General features: G+C 35.6%; 20 protein-coding genes. 2 read left to right on the top strand and 18 right to left on the bottom strand.

The features are described from left to right. Positions 1 to 11: 11 nt before the first annotated feature. The 17 genes from J4050_RS07435 to J4050_RS07355 all read right to left on the bottom strand — a co-directional run bounded on the left by J4050_RS07435 (position 12) and on the right by J4050_RS07355 (position 12,677). Entirely contained in the window at positions 12 to 482 is a 471-nt protein-coding gene (locus tag J4050_RS07435; protein WP_208153853.1) for an SRPBCC family protein, read from the bottom strand. Between the two features lie 12 nt (positions 483 to 494). Beyond that, on the bottom strand, positions 495 to 959 hold the full coding sequence (locus J4050_RS07430; protein ID WP_208153851.1) for a TspO/MBR family protein: 465 nt from the start codon (positions 957 to 959) through the stop codon (positions 495 to 497). 100 nt (positions 960 to 1,059) lie between these two features. After that, complete coding sequence (locus tag J4050_RS07425) at positions 1,060 to 1,233, bottom strand: Lacal_2735 family protein (RefSeq protein WP_208153849.1); 174 nt, start codon at positions 1,231 to 1,233, stop codon at positions 1,060 to 1,062. 6 nt (positions 1,234 to 1,239) lie between these two features. Further along, positions 1,240 to 1,779: a glutathione peroxidase gene (locus J4050_RS07420; protein ID WP_208153847.1), complete on the bottom strand. Its 540-nt coding sequence runs from the start codon at positions 1,777 to 1,779 to the stop codon at positions 1,240 to 1,242. A gap of 5 nt (positions 1,780 to 1,784) precedes the next feature. Beyond that, entirely contained in the window at positions 1,785 to 2,468 is a 684-nt protein-coding gene (locus J4050_RS07415; RefSeq protein ID WP_208153845.1) for an SDR family NAD(P)-dependent oxidoreductase, read from the bottom strand. A 3-nt stretch (positions 2,469 to 2,471) separates the two neighbouring features. Next, positions 2,472 to 2,699 carry a hypothetical protein gene (locus J4050_RS07410; protein ID WP_208153843.1) on the bottom strand — a complete coding sequence of 76 codons (228 nt, stop codon included), beginning with the start codon at positions 2,697 to 2,699 and terminating at the stop codon, positions 2,472 to 2,474. Positions 2,700 to 2,702: 3 nt separating this feature from the next. Further along, entirely contained in the window at positions 2,703 to 3,395 is a 693-nt protein-coding gene (gene folE / locus J4050_RS07405) for a GTP cyclohydrolase I FolE (RefSeq protein ID WP_208153841.1), read from the bottom strand. A gap of 55 nt (positions 3,396 to 3,450) precedes the next feature. After that, on the bottom strand, positions 3,451 to 3,723 hold the full coding sequence (locus tag J4050_RS07400; RefSeq protein ID WP_208153839.1) for a TIGR03643 family protein: 273 nt from the start codon (positions 3,721 to 3,723) through the stop codon (positions 3,451 to 3,453). Continuing rightward, entirely contained in the window at positions 3,720 to 4,151 is a 432-nt protein-coding gene (locus J4050_RS07395; protein WP_208153837.1) for a hypothetical protein, read from the bottom strand. The genes J4050_RS07400 and J4050_RS07395 overlap by 4 nt, the downstream gene beginning before the upstream one ends. A 102-nt stretch (positions 4,152 to 4,253) precedes the next feature. Beyond that, positions 4,254 to 5,744: a cryptochrome/deoxyribodipyrimidine photo-lyase family protein gene (locus J4050_RS07390; RefSeq protein ID WP_208153835.1), complete on the bottom strand. Its 1,491-nt coding sequence runs from the start codon at positions 5,742 to 5,744 to the stop codon at positions 4,254 to 4,256. Next, on the bottom strand, positions 5,737 to 7,224 hold the full coding sequence (locus J4050_RS07385) for a cryptochrome/photolyase family protein (protein WP_347879106.1): 1,488 nt from the start codon (positions 7,222 to 7,224) through the stop codon (positions 5,737 to 5,739). The genes J4050_RS07390 and J4050_RS07385 overlap by 8 nt, the downstream gene beginning before the upstream one ends. Then, the gene (locus tag J4050_RS07380) at positions 7,224 to 8,534 is read right to left on the bottom strand and encodes a DASH family cryptochrome (protein WP_208153833.1); all 1,311 of its coding nucleotides are present in this window, start codon (positions 8,532 to 8,534) and stop codon (positions 7,224 to 7,226) included. The genes J4050_RS07385 and J4050_RS07380 overlap by 1 nt, the downstream gene beginning before the upstream one ends. Further along, positions 8,504 to 8,644, bottom strand: coding sequence for a DUF2256 domain-containing protein (locus J4050_RS07375; protein WP_438874713.1), 141 nt, complete (start codon positions 8,642 to 8,644; stop codon positions 8,504 to 8,506). Before J4050_RS07375 ends, J4050_RS07380 begins: the two co-directional genes overlap by 31 nt. Positions 8,645 to 8,649: 5 nt before the next feature. Further along, complete coding sequence (locus J4050_RS07370; RefSeq protein ID WP_208153829.1) at positions 8,650 to 10,071, bottom strand: SDR family oxidoreductase; 1,422 nt, start codon at positions 10,069 to 10,071, stop codon at positions 8,650 to 8,652. After that, entirely contained in the window at positions 10,071 to 10,709 is a 639-nt protein-coding gene (locus J4050_RS07365; RefSeq protein WP_208153827.1) for a flavin reductase family protein, read from the bottom strand. Before J4050_RS07365 ends, J4050_RS07370 begins: the two co-directional genes overlap by 1 nt. After that, complete coding sequence (locus tag J4050_RS07360) at positions 10,710 to 12,020, bottom strand: ABC1 kinase family protein (RefSeq protein ID WP_208153825.1); 1,311 nt, start codon at positions 12,018 to 12,020, stop codon at positions 10,710 to 10,712. Further along, positions 12,021 to 12,677: a TetR family transcriptional regulator C-terminal domain-containing protein gene (locus J4050_RS07355; RefSeq protein ID WP_208153823.1), complete on the bottom strand. Its 657-nt coding sequence runs from the start codon at positions 12,675 to 12,677 to the stop codon at positions 12,021 to 12,023. Positions 12,678 to 13,111: 434 nt separating this feature from the next. Between J4050_RS07355 and J4050_RS07350 the strand changes: the two genes are divergently transcribed. Both J4050_RS07350 and J4050_RS07345 read left to right on the top strand, forming a co-directional pair. Continuing rightward, positions 13,112 to 13,489, top strand: a complete 378-nt coding sequence (locus J4050_RS07350; RefSeq protein ID WP_208153821.1) for a hypothetical protein — start codon at positions 13,112 to 13,114, stop codon at positions 13,487 to 13,489. Positions 13,490 to 13,615: 126 nt separating this feature from the next. Then, positions 13,616 to 14,401 carry an MBL fold metallo-hydrolase gene (locus tag J4050_RS07345; RefSeq protein ID WP_208153819.1) on the top strand — a complete coding sequence of 262 codons (786 nt, stop codon included), beginning with the start codon at positions 13,616 to 13,618 and terminating at the stop codon, positions 14,399 to 14,401. Here the strand turns inward: J4050_RS07345 and J4050_RS07340 are convergent. Further along, positions 14,398 to 15,012 (bottom strand): arsenate reductase/protein-tyrosine-phosphatase family protein, encoded by a 615-nt coding sequence (locus tag J4050_RS07340; protein WP_208153817.1) that lies wholly within the window; start codon positions 15,010 to 15,012, stop codon positions 14,398 to 14,400. The two genes, J4050_RS07345 and J4050_RS07340, sit on opposite strands and share 4 nt — an antisense overlap. Between the last annotated feature and the right edge of the window lie 6 nt (positions 15,013 to 15,018).

Below are 15,018 nucleotides of genomic sequence, written 5' to 3'. Positions count from 1 at the left end.
TAAAATTCAAATTAGGAATTGTTATAGGAGCCAAATATAGCCTCCATTTGTTCTTTACGATATTGAAAAATAGCATCTAGTTTTGGTTTTACCAGAAAAGGGTGAACTAATTGACCGAGAACCCCAAACGGTACTTTATAATCAATAATATCTTCCATTTCTACACCGCCTTCAATTTCATGTACAAAATGCTTATGATGCCAAAAAGCATAAGGACCGTATAACTGGTCGTCCACAAAATATTTTTTGTGCTCGTATTGTGTAATTTCACTTACCCATTTTGTTTTAAATCCAGGGAGTGGTGTTACGCTATATTGCAATACCTGCCCAGCATACATCGGTCGGTCTGCACCAGAAATTATAGTCATGTTCATTTCTGATGGCGTTAACTTGGATAAGTTGGCAGGATTGCACAAGAAATCCCATGCCTCGTCTAATGAGATGGGTAATTTCTGTGTTTTATGTAAAGTGTAAATCTTCAAAATAGCAAAAGATTAATTATTGAAAACAATGTAAGCATTAAGTGATGTCGCAATACATAGCCAGGCTAAGTAGGGCAAAAGCAGGTATTTGGCATATTTTAATCGGTCATTTCTAAAAGTAATAAAGTAGTATAATATCACCAAGGTTAATAAGGTAATGCCAATAAGGCTATACGTTACCATTTGCTGCTTGAAGAAAATCCAGTTCCAACTGACGTTTAAAACAAATTGGAATCCATAGAGTAACCATAAAAAACGCGAAGCCCTATTATGAAACAATTCGGCCAAGTACCAAGAGAAACAAAGCATTATAAAAGACCAAACCACACCAAAAACCCAACCAGGTGGTGTCCAAGGTGCTTTATTTAAACGAATATACCAATCAGAGGTAGAGCCGTCACCCATAAACCAATTTCCGATAGCTAATCCACCGAAATTGATTAGAAGAAATAAGATGAAATAGTAAACTTTTTTCAATTCACCGGAAGTTAAGTCTATTGTAGCTTAATAATAAAAAAGCCATTAACTCATAAAATGAGTATTCTTGCCACTCAATACATAATAAGCTATGATAAGGTCAAGACTTTGCTTTTAGCTCATCAATTTTAGCCAATACTTTTTCGGCTTCAGCATATTTTTTATCACTTTCTGCTCTGTTAGTTGTTGAAAGTTTATGCCAGTCTGCCATAAGTTTCTCGTATTGCTTTTGCAATTTATCTAATTCTGATGTCTTTTTAAAAAGTCCGAACATAATATATTATTTCAAATAAGATGTGATACGTGAATTCATAGGTTTTGTAATAGAGAAGAAGTAATCTAAAAACTCTCCATTTTCATCAACAAGATATTTCTGAAAATTCCATTTAACCGATGAGTTCTGTTTACCGTTTATTGCTTTTTTTGTAAGCCAAGTATACAAGGGATGTTGGCTGTTGCCCTTAACATCAATTTTCTCGGTAATTAAGAAAGACACACCGTAATTAACGTCACAGAATTCTTGTATTTCATTTGATGTACCAGGTTCTTGACTCCCGAATTGGTTACAAGGCACACCTATAACAACAAGCTGGTCCTTATAGGTGTTATACAGTTCTTGTAATTCTTTATACTGCGGTGTAAAACCACACTTGGATGCTACATTTACAAATAGGATTTTTCTTCCTTTGAATTCCGATAAATCAATTGGATGACCTTGTAAAGTATTAATAGCAATAGTATATATAGATTCTGACGCATTCTGTTTAATAGTTTTATCTGTTGCCGTTAAGGTACCAACAAAAGCTTTTAATGGATTCATATCAACTAGATTTTAAAACTTACTATACCACAATCCATTTCAAATACTTGTCCTGATAAGGACGCAGCTTTGTCCGACAACAAAAATTCAGCCATATCCGCTACTTCGGTTGGTTGTAAATACTTTTTCAAAGGATGGCGTTCTTTCATGTTTTCAATCATACGGTCATTTCGCAATAGTTTAGATGCCAAATCTGTATCGGTTACAGTGGGCGCAATGGCATTAACACGTATTGTTGGTGCTAATTCGGCACCTAATGACTTGGTTAATCCTTCAACTGCAGATTTAGACGCGGCTACACTTGCATGAAATGGCATGCCTAATTTAGAGGCTACCGTACTAAATAAAACTACAGAAGGCTTATTGCCATTTTTTAGTTGGGGCAAATACTTTTGTACTGCTTTTACAGCACCAAGGACATTAATTTCAAAATCATTCTTAAAATCCTCAATATTTAATCTATTAATAGGCTTTAAATTTATGCTGCCAGGGCAATAGACTAAACCATCAGCTTCTGCAATGTCTGGTAGTTCATCATTAACCACATCGCAACTGATATGTGTTAAATTAGCATGCTCTTGCTCTGGTGAAGTTCTACTAATATTTGTTACTTTATGCGACGAAAGCAAAGATGAGACTATGGCATTGCCAATACCTTTGCTTCCCCCAATTACGATTATGTTTTTCATAAATTATGCTGCCGTTAAAGGTCTTCCCTTTAAACGTTTTTCAATTTTTTGTTTTATAACAGTTAGTCGCTTCATTAATTCCATAAGTTTAGCGTCTTTTTTCTGCTTGTAAACTTCGTTTACGCCTAAAATTAAATCCTTAGCTTCTCTTGCCGCCAAGATTCTGTCACTTGTTGTTTTGAATTTAAATTTCCTGTTTTCAAATTCAACTGCTTTTTCTATAATATCCATAACTTAATTCTTTATATAGTTTTGCAATTCATTTATTTTTTCAGGTGTATTAAAAGCTCCACCATAGTAAGTTGTAACCGTTGCAGAAGTATCATCTTTAACGCCTCTCGAAGACACACATAAATGCTTGGCATCAATGATAACGGCAATATCCTCAGTTCCTAATACTGTTTTTAGCTCATGCGCTATTTGCTGTGTTAGTCGTTCTTGTACTTGTGGTCGTTTTGCATAGTATTGAACAATTCTATTCAATTTAGACAATCCAATAACCTTACCAGATGATATATAGGCAACGTGCGCCTTTCCGATAATAGGTACAAAGTGATGTTCGCAATTTGAATAGAACGTTATGTCTTTCTCTACAAGCATCTGATTATATTGATACTTATTGTCAAACAAAGCCACTTTTGGTTTGTTTCTAGGATCTAGTCCTGAGAAAATTTCTTCAATGTACATTTTGGCAACCCGGTCTGGGGTTCCTTGAAGGGAATCATCAGTTAAATCGAGACCTAAAACGTCCATGATTTCTCTAAATAATATGGAGATACGCTCTTTCTTTTCTTCATTAGACATATCAAAAGCATTAGCTTTCATTGGTGTGTCTAAGCTTGTGAATAAGTGGTCATCACCAATGTCGTCAATGGAGAATCCATTTAGTTTGTGACCATTCTTTTTTGTAAGTGTTTCAGTTTTCATAGAATCTTTTTTATGTGCTGTCTTTAAGTACTCCAAGCTTAAATCAAAGCACGGTTTATCGTTTTGATATAGAGTTATTTGAAATTGATTTTTGTCTTGAGCATTTAAATCTGCCTTCGTCAAAATTTCGTTTTTTACTATGTTTAGTTGCTCTTCCTTGTACACGCTGTCTCCACATTCTGAAACTGCTCGGTTTCATTTCTCGTCGCATCAGTTCAATCACCTCTTGCTCTTTTAAACCAAATTGAAATGTAATCGCATCAAAAGGCGTACGGTCTTCCCAGGCCATTTCTATAATACGGTCTTTCTCTTCAATACTCAAATTCATAGTTGACCAGGCATTGCATAGTGCATATCGTACTTCACTTTCTCATTTAGCATTTTATCGAAGAACTTTTTATTCTCTTTAAACGTCTTATTATCCTTAAAGTGAATGTATCTTCCTTGCGCATGGATACTCGAACCATTGACCTTGTAAATAACAAGCTGGTAGTAAGGAATAATCCATGTAAAATTTTTGTGCCCTTTCGTTACCATTATCATAATACCTTTTGGGCGTAATTCTATATTCGCGTAATTGATATCAGATACAACATTCATCATTGATTGCATATTCGGACTTACTTCGTCTACAATCATACGTTTAGAGCCTACACCATTCATCTTCAATTTCTGTACCAAAGAAAAAGGAGCGCCTATCAAATCTTCTATGATTTGTTTATGTTCTTTATTGTGATATGTTGTATTCAGTATCATTACTATGTAAATATACAATTGTTTAACCTTTTCAATTAAAAGTTGAACAAAAATTAACAGAGAATTATGATTGTAGGAAAAAGAGTGCAACTACTCTTAAAATCAATCGGATTTAAGCATTCGATTTCTATCTCTAAGGGTATGTCGTTTTAAGATACGAATACTTTCATTTCTGACATCTGGGTCATCTTTCATGTTCCATAGGATATCGCTGGCACGTTTCCTATTTTCTTTGATGTCTACAATAGGTTCTGGATAATCTTCACCTAATTTAAAGTTGTAGAGGCCTTGTTCTAGTTCTGTCATTAGATATGGTTCGTGTACAAATGGCGTGTCGAGTTTGGCCAATTCTGGAACCCATTTTCTAATAAAAACAGCATCAGGATCGTGCTTTAAGCTATTGGTTGTAGGATTGTAAATTCTTAAATTATTAATACCTGTTTCTCCCGCCTGCATTTGTAGTTGGGGAAAATGGATGCCTGGTTCAAAATCTAAAAACTGTTGTGATAAATGGGCAGAAGCAGCTTGCCAGGGTTGCCACAAAATATGTGTGAAAAATGACACTAGCATAGCACGCATCCTAAAGTTAACATAACCAGTTTCTAGTAAACAGCGCATACTTGCATCTACTAGAGGAAATCCGGTTTGGCCTTCTTGCCACGCTTTTTGGTAACTTTCAGAAATGCTCTTTTTGAGCTTGTGATAGCCTTTATTTACACTGGCTTGTTCCATAGTATGTTCCATTTCAAATTTTTGAATGAAATGAGCCTGCCAACGCAATCGAGATAAGAATGCACTAATATGCCTACGGTCTTTACTTTGCTGTTTAACCTCCTGTCCTTTTTGAAATACTTGGCGTATGGATAGATTCCCCCAAGAAATGTAGGGCGATAATCGACTGCAGCTGGTTCTTGACGCTTCGGGCTTAGAAATATTGAACATATAATCTGTATGCCGGTTTTCAAAAAATGAATTGGCATATTTCCAGCCCTTAGTACTGCCGCCTTTTTGAAACGGTGTGTCCGTTGGTGTGCTTAAATCTGTTTGTGTTAGTACAGTCTCTAAGTCTGCAATAGCTTCTAAATTTAAGAATTGCTCTGGTTCTGCTTTAAAAGATATTAGGTCTTGGCTCATGTAATCCTCCCAATTTTCGAACCAATTATCTCTATTTACTAAGCCGCGCTCAACGCCATTGTTTTTGTTTTCCACCCATTGAATAAAGTTATTTCGGCAATACCGTTTAAATTCTTTATCTCTATTATAGGTGATCAAAAGGCCTGTTTCTACATGAGAAAATACAGTGTGGATTCTATAAAAATCCTGAATTTGATTTAAAGCTGTGGCTAAGTCATTGGTCACCGATAATACCTTAGTATCAAAATCCGCAAGTCTTTTATTCATATCCCGAAGGGATTCTCTGATAAAATTAAAATGGCGTTCACTGTAATGCTCATCGTTTAACAGCAATGGCTCAAATACATAGAGCAATATTGTTTTACGGTCAGTTTTTAGGGCGTTGTATATGGCTTCATTATCTTCTAACCTAAGGTCTCTTTTAAGCCATACCACATTAATTGAGGTTCTATCAGGCATTATCTAGGGCGTTGAAAAATTTTTCTGCATTAGTAAAATGTTGTTCTTTAGTCTCTTGGTTCATTCGGTTTAAACTGCCCAAAAGCATACCTAAACGTGGATTGCCAGAGAAGAAGTCGCGGTGTTTGTCCATAAAGGTCCAAAACAAGCCATCCCAAGTAGCTTCCCAATCACCTTTACCATAATTGCTCATTTTTTTTACGTAATTACTGCTACTGATGTAAGGCTTGGTAGACATTAATCCGCCATCGGCAAATAAGCTCATGCCATATACATTAGGTACCATGACCCAATCATAGGCATCTATAAATAATTCCATAAACCATTGGTATACATCGTCTGGGTCAAATTCACATAAGACCATAAAATTGCCTAGAATCATTAGGCGTTCAATGTGGTGTGCGTAACCGGTTTTCAATACTTTTTTAATGACGTCATCAACTGGCTGTATGCCTGTGGAGCCATCGTAAAAGGCGATTGGGATTTTACGCTTAAAATTCCAGAAGTTTCTAGTACGTTCTTCACATCCTTTTACCTCGTAAACACCTCTAATAAACTCACGCCATCCCAAAATTTGACGAACAAATCCTTCGGTTGAATTTAAAGGGACGTCATTGTTTTTAGCATAGGTGATAGCTTTTTCAATAACATCAGCAGGGTTTAATAATCCCACATTAATTAAAGGCGATAGTAGGCTGTGATTTAGAAAATGTTCTTCTTTAACAATAGCATCTTCATACGGACCAAATTCGTGAAACCGCTGATTAAAGAATTGCTCTAGCCAGGAGTCTGCCGATTTAAAATCAATAGGATAGACGACAAAATCGTTTAGTTCACCATAGTGGTCGCCGAAATTGTGCAACACATAGTCTTGAGCTTCTTGGTGATACGTCGACTTGTCTGGAAAATGAATCGTAGGTGGTGTTTTACCTTTAGGGTATTTTTTTCTGTTATCGGAGTCGTAGGTCAATTTCCCCCCTTCTGGTTCGCCAGAAATCATTAAAATATCTCTGTTTTTTCGTTCCTTTTTATAGAAAGATGTTTGAAAAAATTTCTTTTTATTGGGTTTAAAGAAAGAACTCAACTCTTTTTTAGAATTAATAAATAAAGGATTCTCGTACCATTCAATTTGTAAACCATCACATGATTGCCTAATATGTTTTTCTAGCCAGTTATCCGTCGGATCAATGATATGAAGGGTTTCAATTGCGTCTGTTGCTAATTGAGGAAGTAATTCTCTTACATCTGCTAATTTATCAATCGCCTCAATATATGTAACGGTTTTACCTTTGGACTCGAGATACGCCTGGTAAGCCTTCATGCTGGCTCTGTGAAAGGCAATCTTTTGCTTATGAAATTTATAGTGCTTAAAGAATAAAAATTCCTCAATAAGATATATGTGCTCCACCTGTTCTAAAACTTTAGTACTTCTAAAGAGTTGGTGTGGAAAAATAATATGTATGTCTGTTTTGCTCATCATTAAAATAAACTAGGTTGTAGCCACAGCTTTCTAAACTGACCATTACTATCATAACGCTCTTCCTGCATGGCCACATTAAATTTACGGTCTCTTGGATCGTTACCTACACCTGCTACGTACATCCAATTACCATAATTACTATGGACATCATAATCTAGTAATTGAGATTCGAAGTAAGCTGCACCAATACGCCAATCTAGCTTCAATTCTTTAGCGAAATAAGATGCGACATTTTGGCGGCCACGATTACTCATCCAACCCGTTTGTTTTAATTCAATCATATTGGCGTTGACAAAGTCGGAATGCGTTTCACCATTAATCCATTTGTTAATTAAACCTTGGTTTTTTGACCAGTCGTAAGCTTTATTCAGAATGCCTTCTAGCTTAAATATTTGGTTACCGTGCTTCAAGGATATATACTTAAAATAGTCGCGCCATATGAGCTCAAATACCAACCAGTAGGTCGATTGGTTTTTGAAATATTCCTTTTCAAATTCCTTAACTTTCCAGTAGATAGTTCTTGCCGATAGGCTACCATTAGCTAACCAAGGCGAAAATTTTGAGCTATAATCTACACCAACTAAACCATTTCTAGTTTTCTTGTAGAACCCTAACTTTTTGGTGTTAAAGAAATAATCATCAAGCCGATTTAAAGCTTCGTTTTCTCCACCTTTAAAAGGAAAGGCCGTTTTTGGGTGTTTTTTAAATGATTCAAAACCCAAATCTTGTAAGCTAGGAATTTCGGTGTTATGACTGACTCTATTTTCAAGAGGTTGTTGATTCACAAACACTTCATCTCGGATGCCTACGTATTTCTCTAATTTTTTTCGAAATACCGTAAATACTTGAGGTGTTTTGGAGATTTCAAAATTAATGTCTGCTGGATGAAACAGGAATTGATTATAGTAAGAATGCCATTTTATGTTTGATGATACGGTATTTTTCACAGAAGCTTCGGTATCAATTTCTTCTGGAGTCCATTCTTTCTGTATAAAAATATCTGTAATGTTGTATGTTTTACAGACCTCTGGAATGATGGTTTCTGGATGCTCATGATATATCAGAAGATCGATATTGAGCTGCTCTAGCTCAAACTTTAAATCGGCTAGTGTTTCTAATAAAAACTGGGCTCTGTATTTATCTGTTTTTTTAAAGCCATAGGTGGTGGTTTCAAAGTGTTTAGGGTCTAAACAATACACACCGATGACTTTGTCAGCTTGTTTAGAAGCTTCAAAAAGCACTTCATTATCATTTGTCCGTAAATCATTTCTAAACCACACTAAGTGGTTGTTTTCTTTTGTCTTTTGCATCGTTCACTACAATATTTTACATTATCCCAATCTTTTGCCCATTTTTTGCGCCAGGTAAAGGGTCTTTCGCAAATAGGACAAACTTTAGTGGGTAAATTTTGTTTTTTTATACCTTTCATTTTGGTTCAATCAGGGCATTCAGCATCCCTTTAAATACAAAAGCATGGAATGGTAACACCATGTACCAGTACAATCGTCCCCAAACGCCTTTTGGTCTAAATACAGCACGCTGAAACAATTTGTTTTTTACAATCTTAAATTCTAACCAAGCTTCTCCAGGAAGTTTCATTTCTGCAAATAACAGTAAGCGTTTCTCTTCTTTATCTGCAAAAAGAACCCTCCAAAAATCTAATGGGTCTCCAGGTTCTAAATAGGTATCGTGCGTGCGTCCGCGACGCAGCCCAACGCCACCAAATAGTTTATCTACATAACCGCGTAAACGCCAAAGGCCGTTAAAACTATACCAGCCGTTTCTGCCGCCAATGGACCAAATACGATCTATAGTAAAATTTTCGTCAATTATCTCTCTGGACCGCACATCTTTAAAACATCCAAATTGCGGTAGTTCTATATGCTTAGATAGCTGGTCCTTAAAAACACCGCTGCTTACGGCATCTTTCCAGCTGGAAATCACTGAATTTTGTTGAATTCTCTGAAAAGCCAATTCTACAGCTGTTTTATAGGTCATAGGTTGGACATTGATGTACTCATTGATATCACTTGCTCTACCGATAACTTCTACCTTCATACTATCTACCAAGGCCTGAGCCAATTGAAATGAGGTAGAGGTCACAAAATAGAGCCAGTAACTCGATAACTTAGGGGTAAGAACTGGTAGGGTATAGATATACCGTTTTAAACCACGGACTTCTGCAAATTGTAATAATAATTCTTTATAGGTTAATATTTCTGGACCAAAAATATCATACGACCTATCGTAAAGTGGTTTTTGTCCTAGGGCGCCTGCCAAATAGGCTAGAACATCGCGAATGCCAATAGGTTGAGTTTTGGTGTTGAGCCATTTTGGAGTGACCATAAAAGGTAATTTTTCTACAATATCTCTTATGATTTCAAACGAAGCGCTTCCGCTACCCACTATGATACCAGCTCTAAATGTTGTTAACCCATAAACCTTCGATTTTAAGGTTTGTTCTACTTGTAACCTGGATTTTAAATGTTTAGATAAAGAGTTGTCATTAACAATCCCACTAAGATAAATTACCTGTTTACAGTTAGTTGTTTCAACTAAGTTTTTAAAGTTTAGAGCGCATTGGCGTTCTAAATCTTCAAAATCCTCTGAGCCTGTAGACATGGAATGTATTAAATAATAAGCGGCATCAATGTCTTGAGGTATCTTATTGGGTTCTGGATTGAGGAAATCTATTTTAATGAAAGAACATTTGGGATGTTCTTCAATTTCGTCTGGGATGCGATTCATATCGCGAACGCAACACACTAATTCATGGTCGTCTTCAAGTAACTGAAGTGCCAAGCGTTTGGCGATGTAGCCTGTGGTTCCTGTTATGAGAAGTTTCATTAGCCATCGGTTGTTTCTGCATGAGGCTTTGGCCGTTGGTAATGTAATCGTGTTTTTAATTCAGGTACGGCATAGCCATCAAGTCCGTTAATAGTGGCTATTTGGGCTTTGGATAAATTAATAAAACCATCTTTTTCGATAAGGTCATCTGGGACGTAGAGATTTTCAATTTGTCCAATAACCAAAATGGTATTATTAACTTTTATAGGATATTCCTCAACGTAAGACATCGCCATTTGTATTGGAGATCCTTTGACGAAAGGTGCTGAAAATTCATCTTTATATTCTTCAGACAGTGCAGTCATATCAAACTCAGAAATATCCTTGTCGTATTTAGCCGAGGTATGATGTGCGTCTTCCAGTATATCGCTGAAAATATGATTAATAGTATAATGTCCTGTATCCCTTATATTTTCGTAAGTATTTCTAAGGACTGTTGTTGGTCTTAAGAAAAAACCGAGTAGGGCAGGATTGGAGCCAATATGTGTTACTGAACTGAAAACTGCAACGTTGCTATTGCCTTTATTATCCTTTGTTGCAATTAGGTTGGCAGATTTATAACCTGTACAGCTATTAATTAAATTAATGCGATACAAGTGATGCATTTTGTTGATATGTGCTCTGCTGAATTCTGCCATTTAGTAGTTTGTGAAGTTATTTATTTTAATATTCTTCGCCTTAAGGTCAAACATTAAATTATAGAGTCCAAAGAATGTTCTATTGATATAAATAAAATGTTTGGAGCCTCTGTTACCGTTCATATTTCTCAATTCGGTACTTTTTGAGTAGCGCTGACCCATTTCACCCACACGGTTAAAAAATTCAGGGTCTGAGAAATTGAAGACTTCACTATGGAAAGGCTGAGTGAATAAACTCAACAATTCGTGGAACATGTCAGTGAAGAAGGCCACTTCGTCAGCAGTATCGTCCGATCTTAAAATCTCCAATTCGTAAAGCTTTTGTTTAAAGGCTTCAGGATTTTCTATATTTTCTTTTTTGGCTAATTCAAAGTACGGAATATAAAAATCGTCTGGTATTTCTTTCATGCAACCAAAGTCCAAGGCAATTAAATCACCTTCGTCAGAAATTAAAAAATTTCCAGGATGCGGGTCTGCATGTACTTTACGCAGCTTATGGATTTGGAACATATAAAAGTCCCACAAGGCCTGACCGAGTTGTGTGGATAAGGCCTCATCCGTATTATGTGATACAAATTCAGAAAGGTGCACACCTTTCATGTAATCCATAGTGATAATGCGCTCAGAGGATAACTCCTCGTAGTAATTAGGGAATTTAAGGTGTGGTATATGCTCACAGGCTTCTACCACAGCCTTACTTTGATCTATTTCTAATAAATAATTGGTTTCTTCGGTAAGTTTATTCTCAACCTCTTTAAAATATTTATCAGAGTCTTTTCCTTTGATATTAAACATCTTAATGGCTATTGGCTTTACCAATGCTAAATCTGAAGCAATACTTTCTGCAACCCCAGGGTATTGGATTTTCACAGCAAATTTTTTCCCATCCTTTTCCGCTAGGTGCACTTGGCCTATACTAGCAGCATTTACCGAGGTTGCATTGAAAGTATCAAATAAATCTTCAGGATGTTTCCCAAAATATTTTTTAAATGTTTTTATAACTAATGGAGGAGACAGTGGTGGCACAGAAAACTGTGACAGCGAGAATTTTTCCACGTAAGCTTGCGGAAGAATACTTTTCTCCATACTCAACATTTGCGCCACTTTAAGGGCACTGCCTTTAAGCTTCTTTAAACTATCGTAAATATCTTCGGCATTGTTTTGGTTGAGGCGTTCTTTGGCATCTTCCTTGGAATTCACCATTTTATCACCGTAATACTTTATATAATTAACCCCTACTTTAGCTCCGGTAGAAACCAGTTTTGATGCTCGAGATATTTTAGTAATTGGTATACTATCTATGGTTTTCATCTAGTTCATGTGCATTTTTTCCTTAAACAGAAACTTGCCAAAGTCTACAATGCTTTTAAGAGGTGAAACATCGATTAAATCAAAACTAGCACGAACCGATTTCTCAATAAAAATATCTGTTTTTTCAAAAGATGGTGAGGTGTCATCTAGCCAAAACTTTATAGTCACTAGTAATTGAAACCAAGCCGACTCTTTAAGACCTCTATTTTGAATTTTGTCTAATTGCTCTTGTTTTAGGTCTATAGTTTTGATGCCAAGTTGCTCGATGTAGTTGGCAAAACTTTTCTTTAAATGAGACAATACCTTAAGGGATTGCATGCCATTTTTATGCTCGTGCAATGCGTGAACAACATAACTTCTGTTCGCTGTTAGGTTTTCAAAAAAAGTATAGTAAAAACTTAACAGTTTATTTCTGGCATCAAAGGAATGATAGTCTCCACTTTTGTCTAAAGCCTTTACGGTGTTGTCAAAAAACACCTTAAATATGGACTGTTCTAGTGCATCAGAAGAACCAAAAAATTCATAGAATTTTTGCTCCTCGAAGTTATTGTCTTTTGCAAATGCGTAAACAGATTTAGGCTTATGATTGTGCATTAATACATAATCCATGTAAAAGCCGATTAAGTCTGAAGCTGTGATTGATTTTTTCTTAGCCATAATTTCAAATTTATAAAACAAAGATAAAGAATGTTTAATCATTTTTAATTAAGGTTAAACAAAATTTAACAAGATTAAAAGAATCTTCACAATTACTGAATTTTCATATATATCGTTTTATAAATTGGATACACTTATTTGACTCAGCTCATCATAATAATTCTGAAAACTTTCTTTTAATTATTGACTTTACAGTGGCTCGCAGTATAAATCAAAATGACTTAAAAAGAAATGCAAAAATCACGGAGCTTGCTATCTATTCGAAAGTTAGTACAAGAAGTTTTTAGTGACTTTCAGTAAGTAACTTCGTTTGCTTTAAAAAGCATTTGTTTGCAGGGATAAAGTGTTGAAAAATTAATTTAATTTTATACGAATCAAGTAACTGCTAAAGAATAATGTTTTTATTTCTACTTTGTCTTTGAGACTATTAACCAATGAATAGCATAAAACACTTTTTATTGATTTGTATTCCATTCATTTTGTTTGGATGTTTAAGTACTAGTCCTTGTCTAGATTTAGGGAACGGAGATGATGTAATTGTTAATCTTCAAGTTATTGATAACCAAGACCTAAATAAAATTGATTTTCACGCAAATGGAATTTTAGAATCAGTTAGCTCAGCTCAACTAAAAAAAATTAAAACAGTTTCTTTTGGTTTTGATGTTAGAGGTGAGGGGATGTTTAAAATCTGTATTTATGTTAAGAATGACACCATTTGCTCTGAGCATTATGTCGAAGAAGGATACAGACCAAAATTAGTTTATTATAAGGGAAAACTTGAAGTTAAAGAGCATATTGGTTATGGGTATTAATAAAAAAACAGGTCTAATATTCGCCATAATTATTAACTCTCTACTTTTCTCCATCAGTCTCTGAAAATAATTCTCACCACTTTTGAAAATTTGAGGTTACATTTGCTGGTGCTTATTTGTTTGATAATGAAGATACATCACTTACGAAATGCCACGCTAATTATAGAAACACGTGATAAGCACATTTTGGTAGATCCTATGCTTTCTTCAAAAGGAAAAGCGGCACCACCATTTAGTTTTATTCGTTTCAAACCGAGACGAAATCCTATAATTGATTTACCTGTCAACGCTTTGGCAATGGTTGAAAAAACGAGTCATTGTTTGGTTACCCATCTACATCCCGATCATTTGGATAAGGCAGGGGAAGATCTGTTACTCTCAAAAGAGATTCCCGTCATTTCTAGTATTAAGGACCAAGATAAGCTGAGCCAAAGAGGTTTAAATGTTACCCAATCTGTAGATTATTGGAAAACGAGTGCATTTTTAGGAGGTACAATCCAGGGTATACCTGCGGTGCATGGCTATGGTGCTGTAGCTAAACGTATGGGAAATGTAATGGGTTATTTTATAAAATTACCAAATGAACCTTCTATTTATTTAAGTTCTGATACCATTTACACAGAAGATGTGCATAAGGTCTTAACAGAATTAAATCCTGATATTGCCGTGGTAGCCTGTGGCTCGGCCCAATTAGACTTTTACAAGCCTATATTAATGCATATGGATGATATCTTAAGGTTCATTACAACAGCGCCTTCTATAGTCATAGCTAATCATTTGGAGGCTGTAAATCACTGTCCAACAAAGCGTCATCAGCTTAAAAATGAGGTTTTAAAACTGGGACTAACCAAAAAAGTATGGATTCCCGATGATGGAGAATCTAAAGAATTTAATTCGATACAATCAAGTTAATCTTTTGCGATTTCGGAAAATACGTATTTCATTTCTGTTGCAATCTGTGTGCTACGCTCTTTGTATTTTTCAGTTTGCTGAGGGGTACCATCAAACAACTTTGGGTCTTCATAATTTAAGGCAATACGCTGGTTTGCTCCTGGTATAAATGGGCAGTTTTCGTCAGCATGGCTGCAGGTCATTACAGCGGCAAAGTTACTTTGAGCATTAAAACTATCGTCAAAGCTTTTTGAAAATGCAATGATAGCATTAGCATTCTCATCGTATTTAATCGCGTAGACCGGATTCCTACATTCTGAAATGGCTTTGATTTGAAAACCTTGCTCAATCAATGTATCTATAACTTTTGGAAATACTGCTGTAGCTTCAGTACCTCCCGAATAGCATTGGATGTCATGGATGCCATAATAAAACGCCAAGGTTTGTGCCCAAACTTGAGATAAATGACTACGTCTAGAATTGTGTGTACAAATTAAATTGAGATTAATAGGACCATTATTATCCATTTGAGATTGGATGTATTCAATGAGCGGCTCTAATATAGACTTGCGTTCATTCGAAATAATGCTGGTATCGAGTATATCTATATAATCTTTTAGGGATTGGTACATGTATTT

Source organism: Winogradskyella pelagia, assembly GCF_017581965.1.
Taxonomy (GTDB): domain Bacteria; phylum Bacteroidota; class Bacteroidia; order Flavobacteriales; family Flavobacteriaceae; genus Winogradskyella; species Winogradskyella pelagia.
This window is presented reverse-complemented; position numbering and strand designations above follow the sequence as displayed.

Bases quoted from the DNA above. Each gene is read 5' to 3' on its own strand.
- J4050_RS07345 (WP_208153819.1), top strand. From the start codon at position 13,616: ATGAAGATACATCACTTACGAAATGCCACGCTAATTATAGAAACACGT.
- J4050_RS07395 (WP_208153837.1), bottom strand. From the start codon at position 4,151: ATGATACTGAATACAACATATCACAATAAAGAACATAAACAAATCATA.
- J4050_RS07350 (WP_208153821.1), top strand. From the start codon at position 13,112: ATGAATAGCATAAAACACTTTTTATTGATTTGTATTCCATTCATTTTG.
- J4050_RS07380 (WP_208153833.1), bottom strand. From the start codon at position 8,534: ATGCAAAAGACAAAAGAAAACAACCACTTAGTGTGGTTTAGAAATGAT.
- J4050_RS07360 (WP_208153825.1), bottom strand. From the start codon at position 12,020: ATGAAAACCATAGATAGTATACCAATTACTAAAATATCTCGAGCATCA.
- J4050_RS07425 (WP_208153849.1), bottom strand. From the start codon at position 1,233: ATGTTCGGACTTTTTAAAAAGACATCAGAATTAGATAAATTGCAAAAG.
- J4050_RS07400 (WP_208153839.1), bottom strand. From the start codon at position 3,723: ATGAATTTGAGTATTGAAGAGAAAGACCGTATTATAGAAATGGCCTGG.
- folE (WP_208153841.1), bottom strand. From the start codon at position 3,395: ATGAAAACTGAAACACTTACAAAAAAGAATGGTCACAAACTAAATGGA.
- J4050_RS07410 (WP_208153843.1), bottom strand. From the start codon at position 2,699: ATGGATATTATAGAAAAAGCAGTTGAATTTGAAAACAGGAAATTTAAA.
- J4050_RS07340 (WP_208153817.1), bottom strand. From the start codon at position 15,012: ATGTACCAATCCCTAAAAGATTATATAGATATACTCGATACCAGCATT.
- J4050_RS07420 (WP_208153847.1), bottom strand. From the start codon at position 1,779: ATGAATCCATTAAAAGCTTTTGTTGGTACCTTAACGGCAACAGATAAA.
- J4050_RS07385 (WP_347879106.1), bottom strand. From the start codon at position 7,224: ATGATGAGCAAAACAGACATACATATTATTTTTCCACACCAACTCTTT.
- J4050_RS07370 (WP_208153829.1), bottom strand. From the start codon at position 10,071: ATGAAACTTCTCATAACAGGAACCACAGGCTACATCGCCAAACGCTTG.
- J4050_RS07390 (WP_208153835.1), bottom strand. From the start codon at position 5,744: ATGCCTGATAGAACCTCAATTAATGTGGTATGGCTTAAAAGAGACCTT.
- J4050_RS07415 (WP_208153845.1), bottom strand. From the start codon at position 2,468: ATGAAAAACATAATCGTAATTGGGGGAAGCAAAGGTATTGGCAATGCC.
- J4050_RS07365 (WP_208153827.1), bottom strand. From the start codon at position 10,709: ATGGCAGAATTCAGCAGAGCACATATCAACAAAATGCATCACTTGTAT.
- J4050_RS07355 (WP_208153823.1), bottom strand. From the start codon at position 12,677: ATGGCTAAGAAAAAATCAATCACAGCTTCAGACTTAATCGGCTTTTAC.